General features: G+C 62.9%; 20 protein-coding genes and 1 tRNA gene. 7 read left to right on the top strand and 14 right to left on the bottom strand.

From position 1 onward, the window contains the following. Positions 1–65: 65 nt before the first annotated feature. A complete protein-coding gene (locus tag Q5H89_RS12640) occupies positions 66–488 on the bottom strand; it encodes a hypothetical protein (RefSeq protein WP_305019686.1) in 423 nt (140 codons plus the stop codon). A gap of 141 nt (positions 489–629) precedes the next feature. Between Q5H89_RS12640 and Q5H89_RS12635 the strand changes: the two genes are divergently transcribed. Both Q5H89_RS12635 and Q5H89_RS12630 read left to right on the top strand, forming a co-directional pair. Then, on the top strand, positions 630–1,262 hold the full coding sequence (locus Q5H89_RS12635; protein ID WP_305019685.1) for an LON peptidase substrate-binding domain-containing protein: 633 nt from the start codon (positions 630–632) through the stop codon (positions 1,260–1,262). Between the two features lie 161 nt (positions 1,263–1,423). Further along, entirely contained in the window at positions 1,424–4,438 is a 3,015-nt protein-coding gene (locus tag Q5H89_RS12630; protein ID WP_305019684.1) for a DUF4394 domain-containing protein, read from the top strand. 232 nt (positions 4,439–4,670) lie between these two features. Here Q5H89_RS12630 and Q5H89_RS12625 read toward each other — a convergent pair whose 3' ends face one another. The 3 genes from Q5H89_RS12625 to Q5H89_RS12615 are packed head-to-tail and all read right to left on the bottom strand — an operon-like array spanning position 4,671 to position 6,583. Then, positions 4,671–5,168, bottom strand: a complete 498-nt coding sequence (locus tag Q5H89_RS12625; protein WP_305019683.1) for an XrtX-associated membrane protein — start codon at positions 5,166–5,168, stop codon at positions 4,671–4,673. Next, positions 5,165–5,719 (bottom strand): exosortase X, encoded by a 555-nt coding sequence (xrtX, locus tag Q5H89_RS12620; protein WP_305019682.1) that lies wholly within the window; start codon positions 5,717–5,719, stop codon positions 5,165–5,167. The genes Q5H89_RS12625 and xrtX overlap by 4 nt, the downstream gene beginning before the upstream one ends. Before the next feature lie 48 nt (positions 5,720–5,767). Next, the gene (locus Q5H89_RS12615) at positions 5,768–6,583 is read right to left on the bottom strand and encodes a M48 family metallopeptidase (RefSeq protein WP_305019681.1); all 816 of its coding nucleotides are present in this window, start codon (positions 6,581–6,583) and stop codon (positions 5,768–5,770) included. Positions 6,584–6,775: 192 nt separating this feature from the next. Between Q5H89_RS12615 and Q5H89_RS12610 the strand changes: the two genes are divergently transcribed. Continuing rightward, a complete protein-coding gene (locus Q5H89_RS12610; protein ID WP_305019680.1) occupies positions 6,776–7,177 on the top strand; it encodes a hypothetical protein in 402 nt (133 codons plus the stop codon). 65 nt (positions 7,178–7,242) lie between these two features. Here the strand turns inward: Q5H89_RS12610 and Q5H89_RS12605 are convergent, their stop codons facing one another. Continuing rightward, positions 7,243–7,593, bottom strand: coding sequence for a hypothetical protein (locus Q5H89_RS12605; RefSeq protein ID WP_305019679.1), 351 nt, complete (start codon positions 7,591–7,593; stop codon positions 7,243–7,245). Between the two features lie 147 nt (positions 7,594–7,740). Between Q5H89_RS12605 and Q5H89_RS12600 the strand changes: the two genes are divergently transcribed. Next, complete coding sequence (locus Q5H89_RS12600) at positions 7,741–8,448, top strand: RsmE family RNA methyltransferase (RefSeq protein ID WP_305019678.1); 708 nt, start codon at positions 7,741–7,743, stop codon at positions 8,446–8,448. On the opposite strand, the gene Q5H89_RS12595 is transcribed toward Q5H89_RS12600, so the two are convergent. The 3 genes from Q5H89_RS12595 to Q5H89_RS12585 form a co-directional block, all read right to left on the bottom strand. Further along, entirely contained in the window at positions 8,420–8,860 is a 441-nt protein-coding gene (locus Q5H89_RS12595; RefSeq protein ID WP_305019677.1) for a hypothetical protein, read from the bottom strand. The two genes, Q5H89_RS12600 and Q5H89_RS12595, sit on opposite strands and share 29 nt — an antisense overlap. A gap of 163 nt (positions 8,861–9,023) precedes the next feature. Next, on the bottom strand, positions 9,024–10,406 hold the full coding sequence (locus Q5H89_RS12590) for an RtcB family protein (protein WP_305019676.1): 1,383 nt from the start codon (positions 10,404–10,406) through the stop codon (positions 9,024–9,026). Continuing rightward, positions 10,403–11,101, bottom strand: a complete 699-nt coding sequence (locus Q5H89_RS12585; protein ID WP_305019675.1) for a hypothetical protein — start codon at positions 11,099–11,101, stop codon at positions 10,403–10,405. Before Q5H89_RS12585 ends, Q5H89_RS12590 begins: the two co-directional genes overlap by 4 nt. A 154-nt stretch (positions 11,102–11,255) precedes the next feature. Between Q5H89_RS12585 and Q5H89_RS12580 the strand changes: the two genes are divergently transcribed. Beyond that, complete coding sequence (locus tag Q5H89_RS12580) at positions 11,256–11,924, top strand: DUF4159 domain-containing protein (protein WP_305019674.1); 669 nt, start codon at positions 11,256–11,258, stop codon at positions 11,922–11,924. A gap of 143 nt (positions 11,925–12,067) precedes the next feature. On the opposite strand, the gene Q5H89_RS12575 is transcribed toward Q5H89_RS12580, so the two are convergent. The 6 genes from Q5H89_RS12575 to Q5H89_RS12550 form a co-directional block, all read right to left on the bottom strand. After that, positions 12,068–12,640: a 1-acyl-sn-glycerol-3-phosphate acyltransferase gene (locus Q5H89_RS12575; protein ID WP_305019673.1), complete on the bottom strand. Its 573-nt coding sequence runs from the start codon at positions 12,638–12,640 to the stop codon at positions 12,068–12,070. 202 nt (positions 12,641–12,842) lie between these two features. Continuing rightward, positions 12,843–13,739: a helix-turn-helix domain-containing protein gene (locus Q5H89_RS12570; protein WP_305019672.1), complete on the bottom strand. Its 897-nt coding sequence runs from the start codon at positions 13,737–13,739 to the stop codon at positions 12,843–12,845. A gap of 87 nt (positions 13,740–13,826) precedes the next feature. Then, complete coding sequence (locus Q5H89_RS12565; protein ID WP_305019671.1) at positions 13,827–14,699, bottom strand: SDR family oxidoreductase; 873 nt, start codon at positions 14,697–14,699, stop codon at positions 13,827–13,829. A 159-nt stretch (positions 14,700–14,858) separates the two neighbouring features. Next, on the bottom strand, positions 14,859–15,620 hold the full coding sequence (locus Q5H89_RS12560) for a patatin-like phospholipase family protein (RefSeq protein ID WP_305019670.1): 762 nt from the start codon (positions 15,618–15,620) through the stop codon (positions 14,859–14,861). Between the two features lie 56 nt (positions 15,621–15,676). After that, complete coding sequence (locus tag Q5H89_RS12555) at positions 15,677–16,525, bottom strand: MBL fold metallo-hydrolase (RefSeq protein ID WP_305019669.1); 849 nt, start codon at positions 16,523–16,525, stop codon at positions 15,677–15,679. 97 nt (positions 16,526–16,622) lie between these two features. After that, positions 16,623–17,570 carry an acetyl-CoA carboxylase carboxyltransferase subunit alpha gene (locus Q5H89_RS12550; protein WP_305019668.1) on the bottom strand — a complete coding sequence of 316 codons (948 nt, stop codon included), beginning with the start codon at positions 17,568–17,570 and terminating at the stop codon, positions 16,623–16,625. A 35-nt stretch (positions 17,571–17,605) separates the two neighbouring features. Between Q5H89_RS12550 and Q5H89_RS12545 the strand changes: the two genes are divergently transcribed. Together Q5H89_RS12545 and Q5H89_RS12540 are read left to right on the top strand one after the other, a co-directional pair. Further along, a complete protein-coding gene (locus tag Q5H89_RS12545) occupies positions 17,606–17,884 on the top strand; it encodes a hypothetical protein (RefSeq protein WP_305019667.1) in 279 nt (92 codons plus the stop codon). Next, a tRNA-Asp gene (locus tag Q5H89_RS12540) sits at positions 17,862–17,935 on the top strand. The genes Q5H89_RS12545 and Q5H89_RS12540 overlap by 23 nt, the downstream gene beginning before the upstream one ends. The last annotated feature ends 241 nt before the right edge of the window (positions 17,936–18,176 follow it).

The raw sequence follows: 18,176 nt of genomic DNA, 5'->3' as shown, positions 1-18,176 counted from the left end.
CAATGTTCTTGCCTGGCTGTGCGGAGCTTGTAAATGGGCACACTGCCCCCTAGGTCAGCGGCGGCTTACGCTCGGGGCGGCTGGAGCAGCGCGGCAGTGGCCCCGTCTTGGTAGCGCACGTGGGCAACGGGCCGGTAGGCTTGGCCCAGCCCCGGCAGCGAGTGGCCCGGCAGGGCTAGCGAGGCCGGCGCGGGCAGAAAGAAGAACGCCATGTGGCTGCTGCACTCGTGGCGGCCGTGCAGCGGCAGGCCCTGGTGGTCTTGCTGATGCCGGGGCGAAAACGTGCAGCCGAAGTGTTCCTTGGTGCCCGAGCCGTAGTGCTCGGCCAGAAACTGGACCACCGACAAGCCACCGCCCGCCACCGAGTGGTGAAAGCGGTAGTGTTCCAGCAGCTGGGGCAGCTTGCTCAGCTCCGACAGGTCGTTCTGCGGAATGAAGCTACCGGCCAGCAGCAGGCAGGCCAAAAAAAAGGAAACCACGGACTTCATATAGCTGCTCCGAAAACGCTGAGCGCGGCCGAAGGTTTGGGCGGCGCCCAGCGTTTCGGCAAACTTAAGGCTAATTTAAGGGAGCGCCCGGCGGCCGGCGGCCCCGAAACATTTACCCGCCGAGTGTATTCTTGGCTCACTATGCGTCTACTTCCGCTTTTTCCGCTGAACCTGGTGGCCTTCCCGGGCGAGAAACTCAACCTGCACATCTTTGAGCCGCGCTACCGCGAGCTGGTGCGCGACTGCCTCACCGAGGGCCACACGTTTGGCATTCCGCCCTACCTCGACAATGCCGTGCAGGAGCTGGGCACCGAGATGCGCCTGCTGAGCGTAGAAAAAACCCACGCCGGTGGCGAGATGGACATTCGCACCGAGGCCATCGGTATTTTTCGGGTCGAGAAGTTTTTTCGGCAGGCGCCCGGCAAGCTCTACGCCGCCGGCCAGGTCGAAGACGTGGTGCAGGATGAGGAGGCCGACCTGGACCTGCGCGCCGCCATTGCCGGGCAGGTGCGCCAGCTCTACGAGGCGCTGGGCCTGCGCAAGCTGCTGCTGCAGCTAGACCCCGCTTTTCGCATCTTCGACGTGGCCCACCACATCGGCCTCAGCACCGAGCAGGAGTACCAGCTGCTAGGCACCACGGCCGAGGTAGAGCGCCAGGAAATCGTGCGCGAGCACCTGGAGCGCCTGCTGCCCGCCGTGCTCGAAGCCGAGCGCCTCAAGGAGCGCGTGCGCCTGAACGGGCACTTCAAGCACCTGCTGCCGCCCCAGTTTTAGGCTCCTGGCGAGTATACAGGCAAGAATAGCAAAATCAAACTGATAAAAATCAGTTGCCTGATGTTTCTGCTCATCCCAACAGGCAAGAAATACGTAACTTGGCGTCCGCGCCCGGGTAGAGGGCGCCCCCGTTTGCTTATCTTCCCCCCAGTCAATTTCTTATGAAAAACTTTTTCTCTGCGACTAGAACTGGCCGCCGCCTGGCGCGCCTGAGCCTGGCGCTAGGGCTCCTGGCCGGCCCAACCGCGGCGCTGGCCCAAACCGCCCCTAGCCTTATCTACGGCCTTGGCACAGCCACCCAAGCTTTTGGAGGTTTTGCGGCGGGCCAGCAAGTCCTGGTGCCGCTCTATCCGGCCAATCTTTCCAATACTACGCCGCTCTACGGCACGGCCCAGGTTATTACCGGCGTCACGGCCGGCCAGCAGCTGGTGGGGATTGACGCCCGGCCCAGCACCGGGCAGCTCTACGGGCTGGGCTACAATGCCGGCACCGGGGCCACCCAGCTCTACCTGTTGAGCATGCCTACCAGCTCGACGACGAGCGTCACGGCTACGCCCATCAATGCTACGCCCATTACCCTGAACCTGCAGGACCCCAACAGCAGCCTAACCGATAATACGGCCAATACCCGCGGGCTGATTACCAACGTGGGCTTCGACTTCAACCCCCGGGCCGACCGCATTCGGGTGGTGGCTCCCAACGGCGTCAATTACCGCCTCAACCCTAACACCGGCGGCCTGGTAGCTACCGATACCAACCTGAGCTACGTCGCTGGCAATACCGTGGGCCATGCGCCCTACATCGGCACGGCGGCCTACACCAACTCGGCCACGGCCGTAGCGGGCACCACGCTCTACGATATCGACGTAACCAATACCAACGCCCTGCTCTCGATTCAGGGCCAGAATACGCCCAACGACGGGATTCTCAATCCGGTGGCGCCCGTTACGTTCCAGACCAATACCAACCCTAACTTCTTCCCGCTGACCTCGCCCACTATAGGCCTGGATGTAGACGTCTACTACGACCGCAGCAGCAGCAGCAACCTGAGCTACCTGGTGGAAGCGCGCTACTCGGACAAGGACAACAAGGATATTAACAACGGGGGCACCGGCAACCAGTTCAGCTCCAACCTGTGGGCGCTGGACCTGCAAACCGGGAAGGCCGTGGGGCGCAATATCTTCGGCCAAGTCCCCATCTTCATCTCCAATATTGCCGCCATGAACGCGCTGACGCTGGTGTGGACCGGCGCCGTCAGCTCCGACTGGCAAACGCCGGGCAACTGGTTTCCCAACCAGGTGCCGACTACTGCTGACGACGTATTCATTGCCGGCACGGGCACGCTGGTGGGCCCCGGCCTCATCGTAGCCAACCAACCCATTATCACGGCCACTACCTCGGTGGCGCGCAGCCTCACGCTGGACAACAGCGCGGTGCTCACCAGCGCCAACGGCAGCTTGCTGAGCCTGGCGGGCAACTTCATCAACAATGGCGGCTCGGTAACGGGTAGCGGCACCGGCACCCTGGCCCTGGCTGGCAGCGCCCAGCAGGATATCGGGGGTACTACCGCCACCAGCTTCTGGAACCTGCAAATCGGGGCCAACGGGGCCGCCACCAGTACGGCTGAGTCTATCCGGCGCAGCGTGGCCGTGAACGGCGGCACCCTGGCCATTGGCTCGGGCCTGAGCTTTACGCTGCTGAGCGATGCCAGCGGCACGGCCTACGTGGTGAATAATGGTGGCGGCACGGTAACGGGCACGGCCACGGTGCAGCGCTACATCACGCCCACCAACCCGGGCCTGGGCTACCGCCACTACAGCTCGCCGGTGAGCGGCAACACGGTGGCCGACTTTGCCACGAGTGGCTACTCGCCGGTGGTGAACCCAGCCTATAACTCGGCCAGCAACCCGCGCCAGACGAGCCCTTACCCCACGGTATTCTACTACGACCAGTCGCGCCTGGCCACCAGCAACGCGGCCTACGCGGTGGGCGATTTCGACAACGGTTTCCTCTCGCCCAGCGCCCTGAGCGACGCCTTGGTAACCGCCCGGGGCTACACGGTGAACATCAGCAGCGGCGCGCTGGTCGATTTTCAGGGTACGCTCAACCAGAATGCGAGCTATGCCCGGACCGGGCTGGCGCGCGGCGCCCAGACGACTGCCGGCTATCAGCTGCTCGGCAACCCCTACCCCAGCGCCCTCAATTACGACGCCCTGATTACCAACACGACGGGCATGGAAAGTGCCTTGTACGTGTATAAGAGCAGCGGGCAATACACGGGCACCTACACTACCTACGTGCCCGCCGGGCCTACCAATGGCGGGCCGGGCGTGAGCGCCAACGGCGGCACCAGCAACATTCCGGTGGCCCAGGGCTTCTTCATGCGCACCGCGGCGGGCCAGACTGGCAGCGTCACGTTTAGCACGGCAGCCCGCACCACGGCGCCCGAAACGGCGCTCTTCCAGCGCACGGCCAACACGCTCAGCACGCTGGCCCTCACGCTCAGTGGCAACGGCGTGGCCAACCAGACGCGGGTGTACTTTGACCAGCAGGCCACCCCGGCCTTCGATGCTAAGTACGATGCCCATTACCTGCCGGCCACGCACGGCCTCGACCTGGCCAGCGACATCAGCACCGAAGCCCTGGCCATCAATGGCCTCCCTGAACTGACGGGCGCTACCACGGTAGCGCTGCGCGTGCACGCCCCCACCGCTGGCACCTACACCCTGACCGTGGATGAGCTTCTCAACCTGCCCGCCGGCTACCGCGCTTACCTGCGCGATGCCAGCACCGGCACTTACACCGACCTCACCACCACGCCCAGCGTGAGCCTGACGCTGGCTCCCGGCGAGGCACCTACCGGCCGCTTCGCGCTGCTCTTCACGGCAGCCTCGCCGCTGGCTACGGCCCCGGCGGCGCTGGCTGCCCTGGCGGCGGTGTACCCCAGCCCCGCCCACGGCACGGCCACGCTGGTGCTGCCGCAGGCCCTGCGCGGCAACAGCGCCAGCACGGTGCAGCTGCTCAACGCGCTAGGCCAGGTCGTGCTGACCAAGACCGTAGCCGCTGGCAGCGGCCTCACGGTTGAGCTGCCTCTAGCGGGCATTGCGGCCGGTATCTACACGGTGCGGGCCACTACCGAGGCGGGCATCGTAGCCAAGCGCCTGGTGGTGCAATAGCGGGGCCTGGCCCTTCGGTTTGCTTCTAAAAAAGCCCCCGTCGGAAATTCCGGCGGGGGCTTTTTTTGCTTACAGCTTCAAGCTGAGCGGCGCCCTAGGAATACGTGCGTAGCTGGGCAGGCCACGAAGCGGGCGGGCGCATTTTGCACCTCGTTGGGGAAACGTTGGTTGACCGCGGAATACAAGGATGGGCCACTACGGCCCCCTGTACGCTGCCGGCGAAGCAGCCCTATTATTTCAGCACCCGCCGGCTGCCCGGCCAGAGCACCGGCAGCAAAATCATCACCGGCAGGGGCGAAATCACGAAATCGATAATGCGGCGGCCTAGCTTGTAGGCCCAGGCAATGTTGCCGCCCAGCCGGCCCCCTAGCAGCAGCAGCACGCACAAGCCCAGCAGCCCCAGGTATACCTGCGCCGCCCAGCGCGTGCGCCGGCCATCGCGCAGCAGCACGTGCAGCAGCAGCAGGCAGCCCGCCACGTACAGCAGCCCGTAGGTGGCCATGGCGGGCAGGCTGCGCGTGGTTACGAGGTGGCTGGTGCCCTGCTGCAGGCGCGCCAGCGCGCCGCCCTGCCCTAGCTGCTCAAACACGGCCTGCCAGCCCCGCGTGAGGGCCGCAAATACCGCTTCCGACTCCATGCCCACCAGAAAGAGCGCAGCGGCCAGCAGCCCGGCCAGCAGCCAGCGGCCCGGCGTGAGGGGGCGCCCGGCACTGGGAAGGTTGGGGCTCATGCGTCGGCGGCAGCGGGCAGGCCGTGGCGCCGCACCCACCACATCCAGAGCAGGCAAATGCAGCCGTACACCACGAAGCTAAAGGTATAGTGGTGGTTGAAATCGACCGACTGGTGGGCGTAGTGCTGGTTGAGGGCCAGGGCCGCTACGCGCACAATATTAAGCAGATACAGCAGCCCCATTCCCAGCGGAATAAACCACAGCTTGGGCCGCAGCGGCGCGGGAAAGGCGACGATAAAGCCCGCAAACAGCGCATAAAGCACCAGCCCGTTGCAGGGCGAGCCCACTACCACGGCGGGCCGGTTGCCCATAAACAGCACCGACGTATCGCCCCCCACCGAGGCGGCGAAGCCCAGCCCGCGCAGCAGCCCGGCGCTGGCCGCCGCAATATTGACCGAGAGCCAGTGGTCGAGCCGGCCATCGGGGCCCAGCATCCCTTCATACAAAAGCAGCCAGCCCAGGTAGAGGCCGGCTGCGATGAGTAAAAACTGCCAGCGCGGGGCTAGCTGCCCCCACCGGGAAGGGCTTGCGGATGTAACTTCTGGAAGCATAAGCACAAATATATCCGGTGCGCGCCCAGCTTCTGGCGGGTGGGGCGGCTAGGGGTGCAGGCCGCCGGGCACACCCTGCGGATACTGCTGCTGAATATCCTTTTGCAGCTCCCCAATGCGGTTGCCGGGGTTGGGGTGCGTGCTCAAAAACTCGGGCTGGCTGCCGCTGCCGCCCTTCTTATCGAGCATTTCCATCACGTTTATCATGGCCCGGGGGTCGTAGCCGGCCGGGGGCGTCAGCTGCACGGCAAACTTATCGGCCTCCAGCTCATCGTTGCGGCTGAAGCGCAGGCTCACGAGCTTGGCAATCATGGCGGCGGCGGCGGCCCGCGCCACGCTGCTGCCGGGGCTGTTGGGGTCGTAGGAGGCAATGGCGGCAGCGCCGGTCAGGCCCTGCGTAAGCTGGCTCTGGGCCACCTGCTCGGCCGAGTGCCGGCCCACCACGTGGCCCACCTCGTGGGCCAGCACGCCGGCTAGCTGGGCTTCGCTGGTGAGGTTCTTGAGCAAGCCCTGGGTGATGAATACCTGCCCGCCGGGCAGGGCAAACGCGTTGATGGTCTGGTCGTCGGCCAGCAGGTGAAAGCGGTACTGGTACTGCGTTTTCTGGGCCAGGTTATTGGCCTGCACAATGCGCTGGCCCACCTGCTGCACGGCGGCCGTGGCGCGGGCGTCCCGGCTTTCGCCGCCGTACTGCTGCGCCATTTCGGGGGCTGCCTGCACGCCCAGGGCTATTTCCTGGCTGGCCGACATGTTCACGTGCTGGCTTTCGCCGGTGACGGGGTTTTTGGAGGTGTTGAAAAAGTAGCCCAGCAGCGTAACGGCTGCGATAACAAGGCCAATGATGACGCGAAAATTCAGGCGCATGGTCAGAGTAAAAGAAGAGTGAGTGAGCTGCCGGCCCCACCGGGCGGGTGCGGCCGAACGGGGCTTGTAACGGCCCCGCGCAAGCTAGGTTATGCCCCGGGCCCAGCGCCGGGCCCGGGGGCGAGTCCGCGCTTGGCCCTAGCTTCGCCGGGCCGGCCGGGCTTTGCGCCGTTGGGTCCGGCCTTTTTCCTTATGCCAATACCTTCTCTTCTTCGTGGGCCGGCCCGGCTGATGCTGGCCGCGCCCCTGTTGCTGGCCGGCTGCGGCCACGCCCTGCCCGATATTCCGGGCTTTGCCGCCCCCACCTGGCGGGCCGACCGCTACGCCTGCGCCGGGCGCCGGGCGGCCCTGCTGCCCCCGCTGCTGGCCGCCCGCCCGCGCCTCTACGAGGCCCGCGCCGACGATGTAACCGCCCTGCTCGGCCCCCCCGATGAGGAGGAGCTGATGGCCAATACCGAGAAGGCCTACCACTACTACCTGCGGCCCGGCCCGCAGTGCGGCCCCCGCCGCCCCCGCAGCGCCGGCCCCCGCCTGAGCTTGCACTTTGGCCCCCTGGGTACCGTGACGGAGGTGCAGGCCGACCCGCTGCCCTAGCGCAAAAAGCCCGGCGAGCGGGGGCTCGTCGGGCTTTTATAGTCATTCTGGTTCCGAGGGCTGGGCTAGCCGTTGCCGCCCGAGAGGGCCGGCTGGCTTTCCTCCTGCTGCAGCTGCGCCAGCTGCGAGGGCGATAAGATGCGGCCGCACTCCTGCTCGTACTGCGCTTGCAGCTCGGCCAGCTGGCTGCTGCGGGCCGACAAATCGCTCTTGGTAGCCTGCTCAATCTCGCGCTGGCGGGTTTGGCGGGTGCGGTTCAGGGTCAGGAGCCGCACAAACTGGCCTTCGTTGAGTTGTAGGCGGGTGCTCATCTCGCGGGTTTGCTCGGTGGGCGTTTGGGGGGCGGGGGTCTGCGCTTGGGTCGTTGCGGCCAGCAGCAGGGCTAGCGACAAGAGGCGGAAAGAAGCTGTGTTCATAGAGGGTGTAGAAAGAATATCCAGTAGGGTCTTGGAATTCTACCAGATTACAGCCCCAACCTACGCACGCCCACCGATAGTTCCGGTACAGCTTAACTTTTCCTGCCCCGGTGCCCGTCCTACCTTCGCGGCCCGTTTTGCTTCTCTATGCTTACCTGCTTCGCCCCCGACCTGCGTCCCGACCAGCCCACCTACACACTCTCCGAGGAGGAAAGCAAGCACGCCGTGCGCGTGCTGCGCCTCGGCCCCGGCGCCCCCGTGCTGCTCGTCGATGGCCGCGGCACCCTGGCCAGCACCGTCGTGGAGGACGCTAACCCCAAGCGCTGCACCCTGCGCCTCACCGGCCAGGAGTTCATTGCGCCGCGCGCCACCTACACTCACGTGGCCGTGGCTCCCACCAAAAACCTCGACCGCATGGAGTGGCTCATCGAAAAGGCCGTGGAAGTCGGCATCGAGCGCCTCAGCTTCCTGCGCTGCGCCCGCTCCGAGCGCCGCGACCTCAAGCTGGAGCGCCTGGAGAAAATCGCCGTCAGCGCCCTCAAGCAAAGCGGCCAGGCCTACCTGCCGCAGCTCGACGAGTTAACCGACTTCGACAAATTCCTGGCCGAAATCGACCCTAGCACCACCTTCATCGCCCACCTCGAAGCCGGCGAGCGCACGGCGCTGGCCCAGGTTATCGGGGCCGCGCCGCGCTGCTGCGTGCTCATCGGCCCCGAGGGCGACTTCTCCCCCACCGAAATCGAGTTGGCGCTGGGCCGGGGCGTGCGGCCCGTCACGCTCGGCAACTCGCGCCTGCGCACCGAAACGGCCGCGCTGGCCGCCGTGTTTACGGCACAGGTAGTGCGGGAGCTTTAGCCGATACAATAAATTTTGTTGGTTGATAGTCAATAAAATTTACCGACACAAAATCACTAGCGTCACTAATACCGAAAAAGGATATTCCCCATTTTATTGGCTGTTGTTTACAGTCCGGGATTACTAGATAAGCAGGCCAGAACTCTTGCTCAAAATTAAGTATTTTGAACCCTGGCTCTCTATTCCGAACTTCTATTTCAATCCCTGGAATTATTGTCTTCACAAGCAGCAAGTAATCTCTTTCCAGCTGCTTTATAAACTTATCCTGCTGCTGCGTTAAGTCACCACTTGTTCCCTGGGCAGATAATCCAATCACCACGCTAGGGCTAGACTTAAAGTAATAGGGACGTTCGACATAGTTTTCCAATGCGTCATCGGTCTTTTCGCCAAAGATAAAGCTCCAGAATCCCATTGCCTTTTTATAAGTAGTTGTGCAATAGTAACGCACAGCTCAACATCACCTTGACTTAAAACCGTCATGCTGAGCTTGCCGAAGCATCTTGCCCGCGCCGCTAGGGTTACAAATCCCAACGAACCAGGCAAGATGCTTCGGCAAGCTCAGCATGACAGGCGGGCTACTCCTTCTTCTCCTGCCGCTTCTTCACGCGCCAGGGAGCATTTTTCTCCCAATCGCCGGCCATGATGCAGCCGTAGGGCCGAATCTCGTCCACGGTGCGGGCTAGCCGGAACTCGGCAATCTGCTGCTGCACCTGGGCGGCGTTTTTGTAGGCGCTGGGCAGCTCCGAAATGTCGATTTCGTCGAAGAAAAAGCGGGCGTCGATGCCCCGCGTTTCCTCGTCGAACCACTGCTGCTGGGTTTTGCCCACCTTGCTGTACTTGTGGCGGGTGCGGCTGAGGTTGCGGCCCGCGCCGTGCGGGGCAAAGCCCAGATTGTTGGCGGTAGTTTCGCCCTCCACGATGAGAATCGGCTCGGCCATATTCAGTGGAATAATGCGCGGGCCAGTGATGTCGGGTATAAACTGCGGGTCGAGCGGCGTGGCGCCCTTGGCGTGGTAATACAAATCGCCGGCCCGAAACACGAAGTTGTGCTCGTTCCAGCAGCGCTGCTGCACCGGCGCTTGCAGGCGCTGGGCCACGTCGTCGTGCAGGCAGAGGTGATTGAGCTTGGTCCACTGGCGCACGAGTTGGAGCGCCGCCCAGTAGGCTTCGCCCTCGGGCGAGTCGGCGGGCAGCCAGGCATTGGCCGGGGCAGTTTCAGGCGAAAGCTGCTGGCGGAAGCGTTCGGCCACCTTCATGCCCTCGGTGTAGAGGCGCGCGCCCACGCCCCGCGAGCCGTGGTGCGTCACGAGCACCGTGTCGCCGGTGGCGGCCGAGGTGCCCACGTACAAAAAGTGGTTGCCGTCGCCCTGCGTGCCCAAGTGCTCCTGCGCCAGGCTCAGGGTTTTCTCGGAATTCAGAAACGGGTTGGCGGCAAACTCGGCCCGCAGCGCGGCGGGCAGCGCGTACTGGCGCTCGGGCAGCCGCCCGCCCGGCCCGAAGTGCGTCACCTGCTGGGCCACGTCGAGCACCGTTTTGGGGTCGAGGCGGCCCAGGTTGGTCAGCATCACTGAGCAGCAGATGTCGGCCGAGTGCATGCCGGGGTGAATGGCCTGGCGCGCCACCACCACGCCGCCCACCGGGATGGTGCCCACCGGCCCGGCCGGGCAGGCATCGGGCATCACGGCGCCCGTCACCACGGTGGGCGTGCGCATGAGCTGCTGCATCGAGAGCCGCACGGCGTCGATGTTTTGCTGCTCCACGGCCGTTTCGGCCCGGATATTCTCGAAGTACGGCAGCGGCGCGGGCCGCAGCAGCAGCTCGGCCGGCGGCTTCACGGTGTCGAGGTAGGCTAGCCGGGCCGCGCCTTCCAGCCCGTGGGCGTTGATGTGCGCCAGGGCGTCTTTAAACCATTTGCCCGATTTGAAGCCGAGGTCGAGGAGGTCTTTGCCGGTGGTCATGAGTAATATTTAATAAACGTTTCCCCCGCTAGTTCTTTAAAGTAAAAAACTTCAAAGGTGATGCGAGCTAGCATACGCTGGATTGCCTGAACGTCTGCTAAAGTCGAATACGGCGCAAATAGCATCAGCTTATCATCATTGTCACACAGTTTAAATCCCAGCCGAGTAAGGGCTTTGATTTGTCGCTTCTCTAGCGTGTACGCCTGCTTATGGCGGTGAACCTCCGGAATTGTCAGCATAAGTGTTTTCCGAACCAGCCGGATGTAGCAGCTAAGGCGCTGTGAATCCTGAAATACTAATACAAAACTTGTGATTTCTCCGGCCAGCATCTTGTTCAAAACATCGCGCACAGTGTGGCTAGCTGGTTGTTTGAGCGTAGAAGCCCGATTCAACTCGGCTAGGTTTTCTTTTTCTTCAGCTAAGCACTCCGCGAGGTAGCGCCGCATGTATTCTTCCGCGCTGTTTATTTGTTCTTCCAGGAATTTAATCGATTGTCCCAGATACTCTTTTTCGTCGTATCCGCTATGCTGAAGGTTGTATAGCGTTTGCATTTGCTGGTTGACCCCGGCTATAGCTTTGAAAAATAAATGTGCTTTTCCGTAATCCATCTCGGCTACGCACTCTTCCATTTCAGCAGTGAGGCTAGCGCGCTCCGCCTCGTAGGCAGCCAGCAGCTGTTTGAGTTTCTTACTCATTAGACACAAGTAGGCTTAGCAAGAAGTCTGGCATGGCTGAACCACCATTTTCGGCAAGGTGTCTTTGCTTTAGCTGGTAGCTTTGGTTTCTGCCCAAGCTTTTTTGCAAACTTAATTAGCAATAGCAGGAAAATATGAGATTCAGCACATCGTCATGCTAAAAATATTATCAATTGCCGCTAGCCTCCTGCTCACTACCACGGCCGCCGTGCCGCCCGCCGCGCCCAGCTACCAAATCGCCAAGCTGCACTACGGCGGCGGGGGCGACTGGTACGCCAACAAAACGAGCCTGCCCAACCTCATCGGCTTCTGCAACCAGGCGCTGCACACCAACATCGCCCCCGACGAGGCCACCGTGGAGCTTGACGCGCCCGAGCTGCCCAGCTACCCCTTCCTGCACATGACCGGCCACGGCAACGTGAGCTTCACTCAGGCCGAGGCCCAGAACCTGCGTAAGTACCTGGTGGGCGGCGGCTTCCTGCACATCGACGACAACTACGGGCTCGACAAGTTTATCCGCCCCGAGATGAAGAAGGTCTTCCCCGAGCTGGAATTTGTGGAGCTGCCCTTCTCCCACCCCATCTACCACCAGAAGTATCAGTTCCCCAGAGGCTTGCCCAAGGTGCACGAGCACGATGGCAAGCGCCCGCAGGGCTTCGGCCTCGTGTATAAAGGCCGGCTGGTGTGCTTCTATACCTACGAGTGCGACCTCGGCAACGGCTGGGAAGACGTGGGCACCTACCCCGAAGACACCCCCGCCGTGCACGATGCGGCCCTGCGCATGGGCGCCAACTTGGTGGCCTACGCCCTCACGCAGGACTAATTTCTTACCTAAGAAATTAGTCCGTCATGCTGAGCTTGCCGAAGCATCTTGCCCGCGCCGTTGGATTAGTAACCTAACGATGCAGGCAAGATGCTTCGGCAAGCTCAGCATGACGGACGTTTTATGGGAGTACCAGGCCGGCCCTAGCGCACGCCCTGCGCTGGGAAGCGGCCTTTCTTGGTGCGGTAGAAGGCTTTGATTTCCTCCAAATCCTTCTCGTAATCGCCGGTGGGCCAGAAAACCGGGCCCACGCCCGCCTCGCGCTTCGAGTAGTCGAGGAACCCTAGCACGATGGGTACGCCCGCCTCCAGAGCGGCGTAGTAGAAGCCTTTGCGCCACTTGGGCTGGTAGGCGCGGGTGCCTTCGGGCGTAATGAGGATAACCAGCTCTTTGTACTGCTTGAAAAGCTGCACCATGCCATCGACGAGGCTGTTGTTGCGGCTGCGGTTCACGGGCAGGGCGCCGATGGCCTTCACGAGCCACCCTAGCAGCGGGTTTTCGGTCCACTCGCTTTTTACGGTGAAGCGCACGTCCACGTCCATGATATAGAAGGCGGCGCGGGCCATGATGAGGTCCCAGTTGCTGGTGTGCGGAGCCGCAATCATCATGCACTTCTTGATTTCGGGCGGAATCTGGCCGGTTTGCTTCCAGCCGGCCACGCCGAAAATTGCCTTAGCGATGTAGTACCAGAACGTAGAGGTTTTGCGCGCAGCCATAGAACGAAAAAGGGCGGAAAGAACCGCAAAGCTAGCCAAAAAGCTGAGCCCGCGCCTAGCCCGCCGCGCCCGGCAACGGCGGCCCCAGCCACCATTTTTGCGCCGCCGCGGAGCTTACAGCCGCCCTGAAGCCGTGGCTTTCTAACGGCAGCAGCAACCCGGCAGCTTATGCTGGCAGCGCGAGCTGAATACAACCGGGGGTTTAGGTTGCCTGCCGAAAGGCCAGCGGCGTGGTGCCGGTGTGCTGCTTGAAAAAGCGGTGGAAGTACGTAGCGTACTCAAACCCAAGGCGGTCGGCAATGTCGCCCACGCTCCAATCGGTGTGGTGCAGCAGCAGCTTGGCCTCGCTGGTGAGGCGCTCGGCAATTTGGGCCGTGGTGGGCCGGCCGGTCACTTCCTTCACCGCGCGGTTCAGGCTGTTGACGTGGATAGCCAAGCGGTCGGCAAAGTCCTGGGCGTTTTTCAGCAGCGGCTCGTGGTAGGGCCTAGTCACCGGAAACTGAATCTCCAGCAGGCTCATAAACAGATTGGTAACGCGCTCGGCCGCGTTGGTGGCCACGGCCGGGTACGGGCGGGCCGGCTGCAGGCGGGCCGCCTCGTGCACCAGCAGAGAAAGCTGGTTGCGCAGCAGGTCGTCCTTGTGCGCGTAGTCGCTGGCAAAATCCCGGCGCATGCGGCCACACAGCTCGCCCAAATAGCGCAGCTGCTCGTCGCTGAGGTAGTATACCGGATTGCCATCTACCCGGTACAGCACGGATTCCTTGAGGCTGACGCCGCGCATGGCCGACTGCAAAAAGGGCTCCGTAAACGCGCAAATAAACCCCTCCTGCGCGCCCGCGCCCTCAATGGACTCCCACGCAAACGGCACCAGCCGGTTGGTGAACACCAGCGCGGGCCGGTCGATGGCGTAGCTGCGGGTGGCGTAGTGCAGCTCGTTGGCCCCGCGCACCACCAGCACGCACTTAAACACGTCGCGCCGGTCGTACTGCCCCAGGCCGCAGGCGGCCTCCTGCATGGTTAGCACGGTTATTTCTCCGCCGGCCGGGGAGGCGAGCGGCACAATATCGGCGGGCGGCGGGGCCGCACTGGTTTTAGTCATGGCAGGCAGTGATGTTGGGGGCGGCCGCTAGCCCCGGGCAGCAACCGTTGGTTGAAGCTAGCGGCCGCGGGCCACATGCGCGCTCCGCTAGTCGGGCGCCTGGCTGCCCGGGCCAGTAGCCGGCTCATCATAGGCGAGCGAGCCAGACAGCTCCCGATGCGCGTCAATATCCTGCTTAAGCTCGGCTAGCACCTGCTCGGCGGTGCTGATGGCATCGGCCCCGGCCAGAAAGCGGCGGGGCGGCTTTTCCTGGCCGGAGATGGTGAGCAGGGCCCGGGCGAGCCTGGCCGGGTCGCCGGCCTGCTGGCCATTGTAGCCCTTCCAGAATTGCTCCTGGGCTTCGCGGCGCCCATCGTAGTCGGCAAGCGGGTGCGCGGCGAAATTCGTAGACTCCTCAGTGAGCAGCTCGGTGCGAAAGAAGCCCGGATTGACCGTGATGGCCTCAATGCCAAACGGGGCCACTTCGACCCGTAGCGAGCGCATCCAGCCTTCCAGGCCAAACTTCGAGGCCGCGTAGGCCGCCCCAAACTCAAACCCCACCAGGCCCGCCGTCGAAGAAATAGTGATAACCTGCCCGGCCCGCTGCCGGCGCAGCACCGGCAGCACCGCCCGGGTCACGTTCATGGGCCCGATGAGGCTAGTGGCCAATTGCTTATCTATCTGCGCCGGGCTCAGCTCCTCGAAGAAGCCGGCGTAGAAATTGGCGGCGTTATTTACCAGCACATCAATGCGGCCAAACCGGCCCAGCGCTTCGCGCACGGCGGCTTCGGCCTCGGCGGGCTGCGTTATATCGAGGGTAAGTACCAGCAGGTCGGCGGCGGGGCCAATGGCCCGGGCTACTTTCTCCTTGTTGCGGCCGGTGGCCACCACCGCGTGGCCGGCGGCCAGGGCCGCCCGCACAATATAGAGGCCCAGCCCCCGGCCGGCGCCGGTAATAAACCATACTTTTTTGTCTGCCATGATGTTGCTTTCGGGGGCTGAAAAGCCCGATAAGGTGAAGGGTTTGCGCCGCAAGCCAGCGGTGGCTTGCGGCGCAACAAAGGTCCTCCAGCCCCTAGCCGGCCAAAAACAGGAATCAAACAGCTTTGTGCACAAATCAAACAGCCGCCGCAACGGTGGTTAGTTCGCTGCCAACAAGGCCCGCAACGCCGCTTCCTGCCCTAGCGTGTAGCGGTAGCCCACCTCAAATAGTTCGTCGGCCTTGCGGAAGTCGAGCGGGCGGTACTGGCGCAGCGCGGGCGGCTCCAGCAGCAAGGCACACTGGGTTTTGCGGGTGGCCACGTTGGCACTGAGCGCGATTTGCAGGGTGCGCTCGACCACCCGGCGCAGGTTGGGCAGCCGGCCCTCGCGGTTGATGGGGTTGCAGTGCACGCCCACGATGGGCATCCCCAGCGGCAGCAGCGGCTCGACGGGCAGGTTGTTGAGCAGGCCGCCATCTACGAGCTGCCGCCCCTGGTACTCGATGGGCCGGTACACGATGGGCACCGCCGCCGAGCCCAGCAGCGGCAGCAGCAGCGGCCCCTGGCTGAAATACACCGATTCGGCGGCTTCGAGGTCGGTAGCCACCAGGGTAAGGGGCAGCCGCAGGTCTTCGAAGCGCAGGCCCACGCCCAGGTGGCGCTCCAGCAGCTGCCCCACCGCATCGAGCCCCAACAGCCCCTGCCGCCCAAACACGGGCCGCGTGAGGCGCGGAATACTCGTGGTTTGCAGCAGCCGCAGCACTTCGCGCGGGGCAAAGCCCGCCGCGTAAAACGTGCTGGCGATGGCCCCCGAGCTAGCCCCCGCCAGCGCCCCCACCGGCAGCCCCAGCTCGTCGAGCGCGGCCAGCACGCCCAAATGCGCAATGCCCCGCGCCCCCCCGCCCGACAGGGCGAGCGACAAGGCAACGGGAGCAGCAGCAACGGCGGCGGGCGGCATCAGCACGGGGCGTTCACTTCCTATAAGTCGCTGATACGCAGCGTTTCGCTCAGGCGCACACCCTTTTCGGTGAGCTGCACGGTGCAGGCCTCGTGCGCGGCATCGTGTTCGAGCAGCAGCACCCAGTTTTCTTCGGCGGCGCGGCGCAGCACGGCCTCCTTCTCCCCTAGCGTAAGCAGCGGGCGCACGTCGTAGCTCATCACGTAGGGCAACGGGATGTGGGCCGTACTAGGCAGCAAATCAGCCATGTAGGCCAGGGTGCGGCCCTTGTAGCGCAGCACCGGCACCATCATTTTTTCGGTGTGGCCGTCGGCATAAATAATCTCGCTGAACTGCGGCAGCGCATCGGGCACGCCCTGGCTAGGGTCGATAAACCGGAGCTGCCCGCTCTCCTGAATGGGCAGGATGTTTTCGGCCAGAAAGCTGGCCTTTTCGCGGGCGTTGGGCTTAGTGGCCCAGGCCCAGTGCGCCTCGTTGCTCCAATAGGTAGCGTTGGCGAAGGCCGTTTGCAGCGCGCCATCGGGCCGGCGCACCACCGAGCCGCCGCAGTGGTCGAAGTGCAGGTGCGTGAGCAGCACGTCCGTAACATCGGAACTCGTAAAGCCCAGCTTCTGCAAGGATTTTTCGAGCGTGTCGTCGCCGTGCAGGTAGAAGTGCCCCCGGAATTTCTCGCCCTGCTTCTCGCCAATGCCATTGTCTACGAGCACCAGCCGGTTGCCGTCCTCAATGAGCAGGCAGCGCATGGCCCAGGTGCACATGTTATTGGCGTCGGGCGGCACCAGCTTTTGCCACATGGCCTTGGGCACCACACCGAACATGGCACCGCCGTCGAGCTTAAACAGGCCGGTATCTATCGGATGAACGGTCATGAAATCAAGTAAAAATTAAAAGTGAAAAATTAAAAACGGCGGCGGCGTGCCTGGCAGGCCAGCCACCAGCTTTTAATTGATAGTTTCATTTTTAATTCTATTCCACCACCACGCCCATGGCCGAAAACTTGTCGATGCGCTGGGCAATGCGGTCCTCGGGCGAGAGGGCGGCCAGCTCTTGCAGCGTGGCGAGCAGCGTTTCCTTAAGGGTGGCTATCATCTGGGCCGGGTCGGTGTGGGCCCCGCCCAGCGGCTCCCGAATAATGCCGTCGATGAGGCCCGCGCCCTGCATGTCGGTAGCCGTGAGCTTGAGGGCCTCGGCGGCCTGCTCTTTATAGTCCCACGAGCGCCACAGAATGCTGCTGCACGACTCGGGCGCAATCACTGAGTACCAGGTATTTTCGAGCATCAGCACGCGGTCGCCGATGGCAATGCCCAGCGCCCCGCCGCTAGCCCCCTCGCCGATGATGATGCACACCACGGGCACCTTCAGCATAAACATTTCGCGCAGGTTGTGGGCAATGGCCTCGCCCTGCCCGCGCTCCTCGGCCTCCAGGCCCGGAAACGCGCCGGGCGTGTCGATAAGCGCCACCACGGGCACGTTAAATTTTTCAGCCATCTTCATCAGGCGCAGCGCCTTGCGGTAGCCTTCGGGGTTGGGCATACCGAAGTTGCGAAACTGCCGCTGCTTGGTATTGCGCCCCTTTTGCTGGCCAATGAAGAGCACCGGCTGGCCTTCTAGTTCGGCCAGGCCGCCCACCATGGCCTTGTCGTCGCCCACGGTGCGGTCGCCGTGCAGCTCCACAAATTTCTCGGTCATGCCCTCGATATAATCCAGGGTGTAGGGCCGCTCGGGGTGGCGCGAGAGCTGCACGCGCTGCCAGCGCGTGAGGTTGGCGTAGGTTTCCTCTTTGAGGGTATTGATTTTGGCTTCTAGCGCCGCAACGGCCTCGGTTACTTCAACGTCGCTGTCCTGCGCGAGCTGTTGCATCTGGCGCAGCTTGTCTTCGAGGGCCGCAATGGGTTGTTCAAAATCGAGCAGCATAAATCTGGGTTGAGATTCCCGTTTTCCAGGAAAAAATGGGTGAGCACCACCAAAAAGCGTCCGGCCGATTGCCGTTTACTTCTGGCGGCACCAAAAGTCGGACGGCAAAGGTAAACCAAAGCACGCCTGCGGACTTTTCTAAAATTAATCAGCCTGAGAAACAACTGACAACGTGTGCCAGCGCGCCAATTAGCCGTTTTTTTGGTTCCCTTGCTTGTAGCGCGCCTTTTTCGGGTTCTACCTTTGCAGCACCAAAGCGAAAAACGGCAACGGATTTCGGAGTTGGTAAACGGTTTGGTAGTTCAGTTGGTTAGAATGCCGCCCTGTCACGGCGGAGGTCGCGGGTTCGAGTCCCGTCCAGACCGCAACCGTCTAAAAAGGCCCTTTCTGCGCGCAGAAAGGGCCTTTTTGTTTTGGCAGCCCGGCTAGCCCATTAGTTCCCGGCCAGGCGCTTTTTTTTGAGCTTGGCTTGCAAAAGCCATTTTTTTAGTATTACCTTTGCAGCACCAAAGCGGAAAACGGCAACGGTTTTCGGAGTTGGTAAACGGTTTGGTAGTTCAGTTGGTTAGAATGCCGCCCTGTCACGGCGGAGGTCGCGGGTTCGAG

This window comes from Hymenobacter cheonanensis (assembly GCF_030581075.1).
Lineage (GTDB): Bacteria > Bacteroidota > Bacteroidia > Cytophagales > Hymenobacteraceae > Hymenobacter.
The sequence above is the reverse complement of the archived record's forward strand: the minus strand, read 5'-3'. Positions and strand labels throughout refer to the sequence as shown.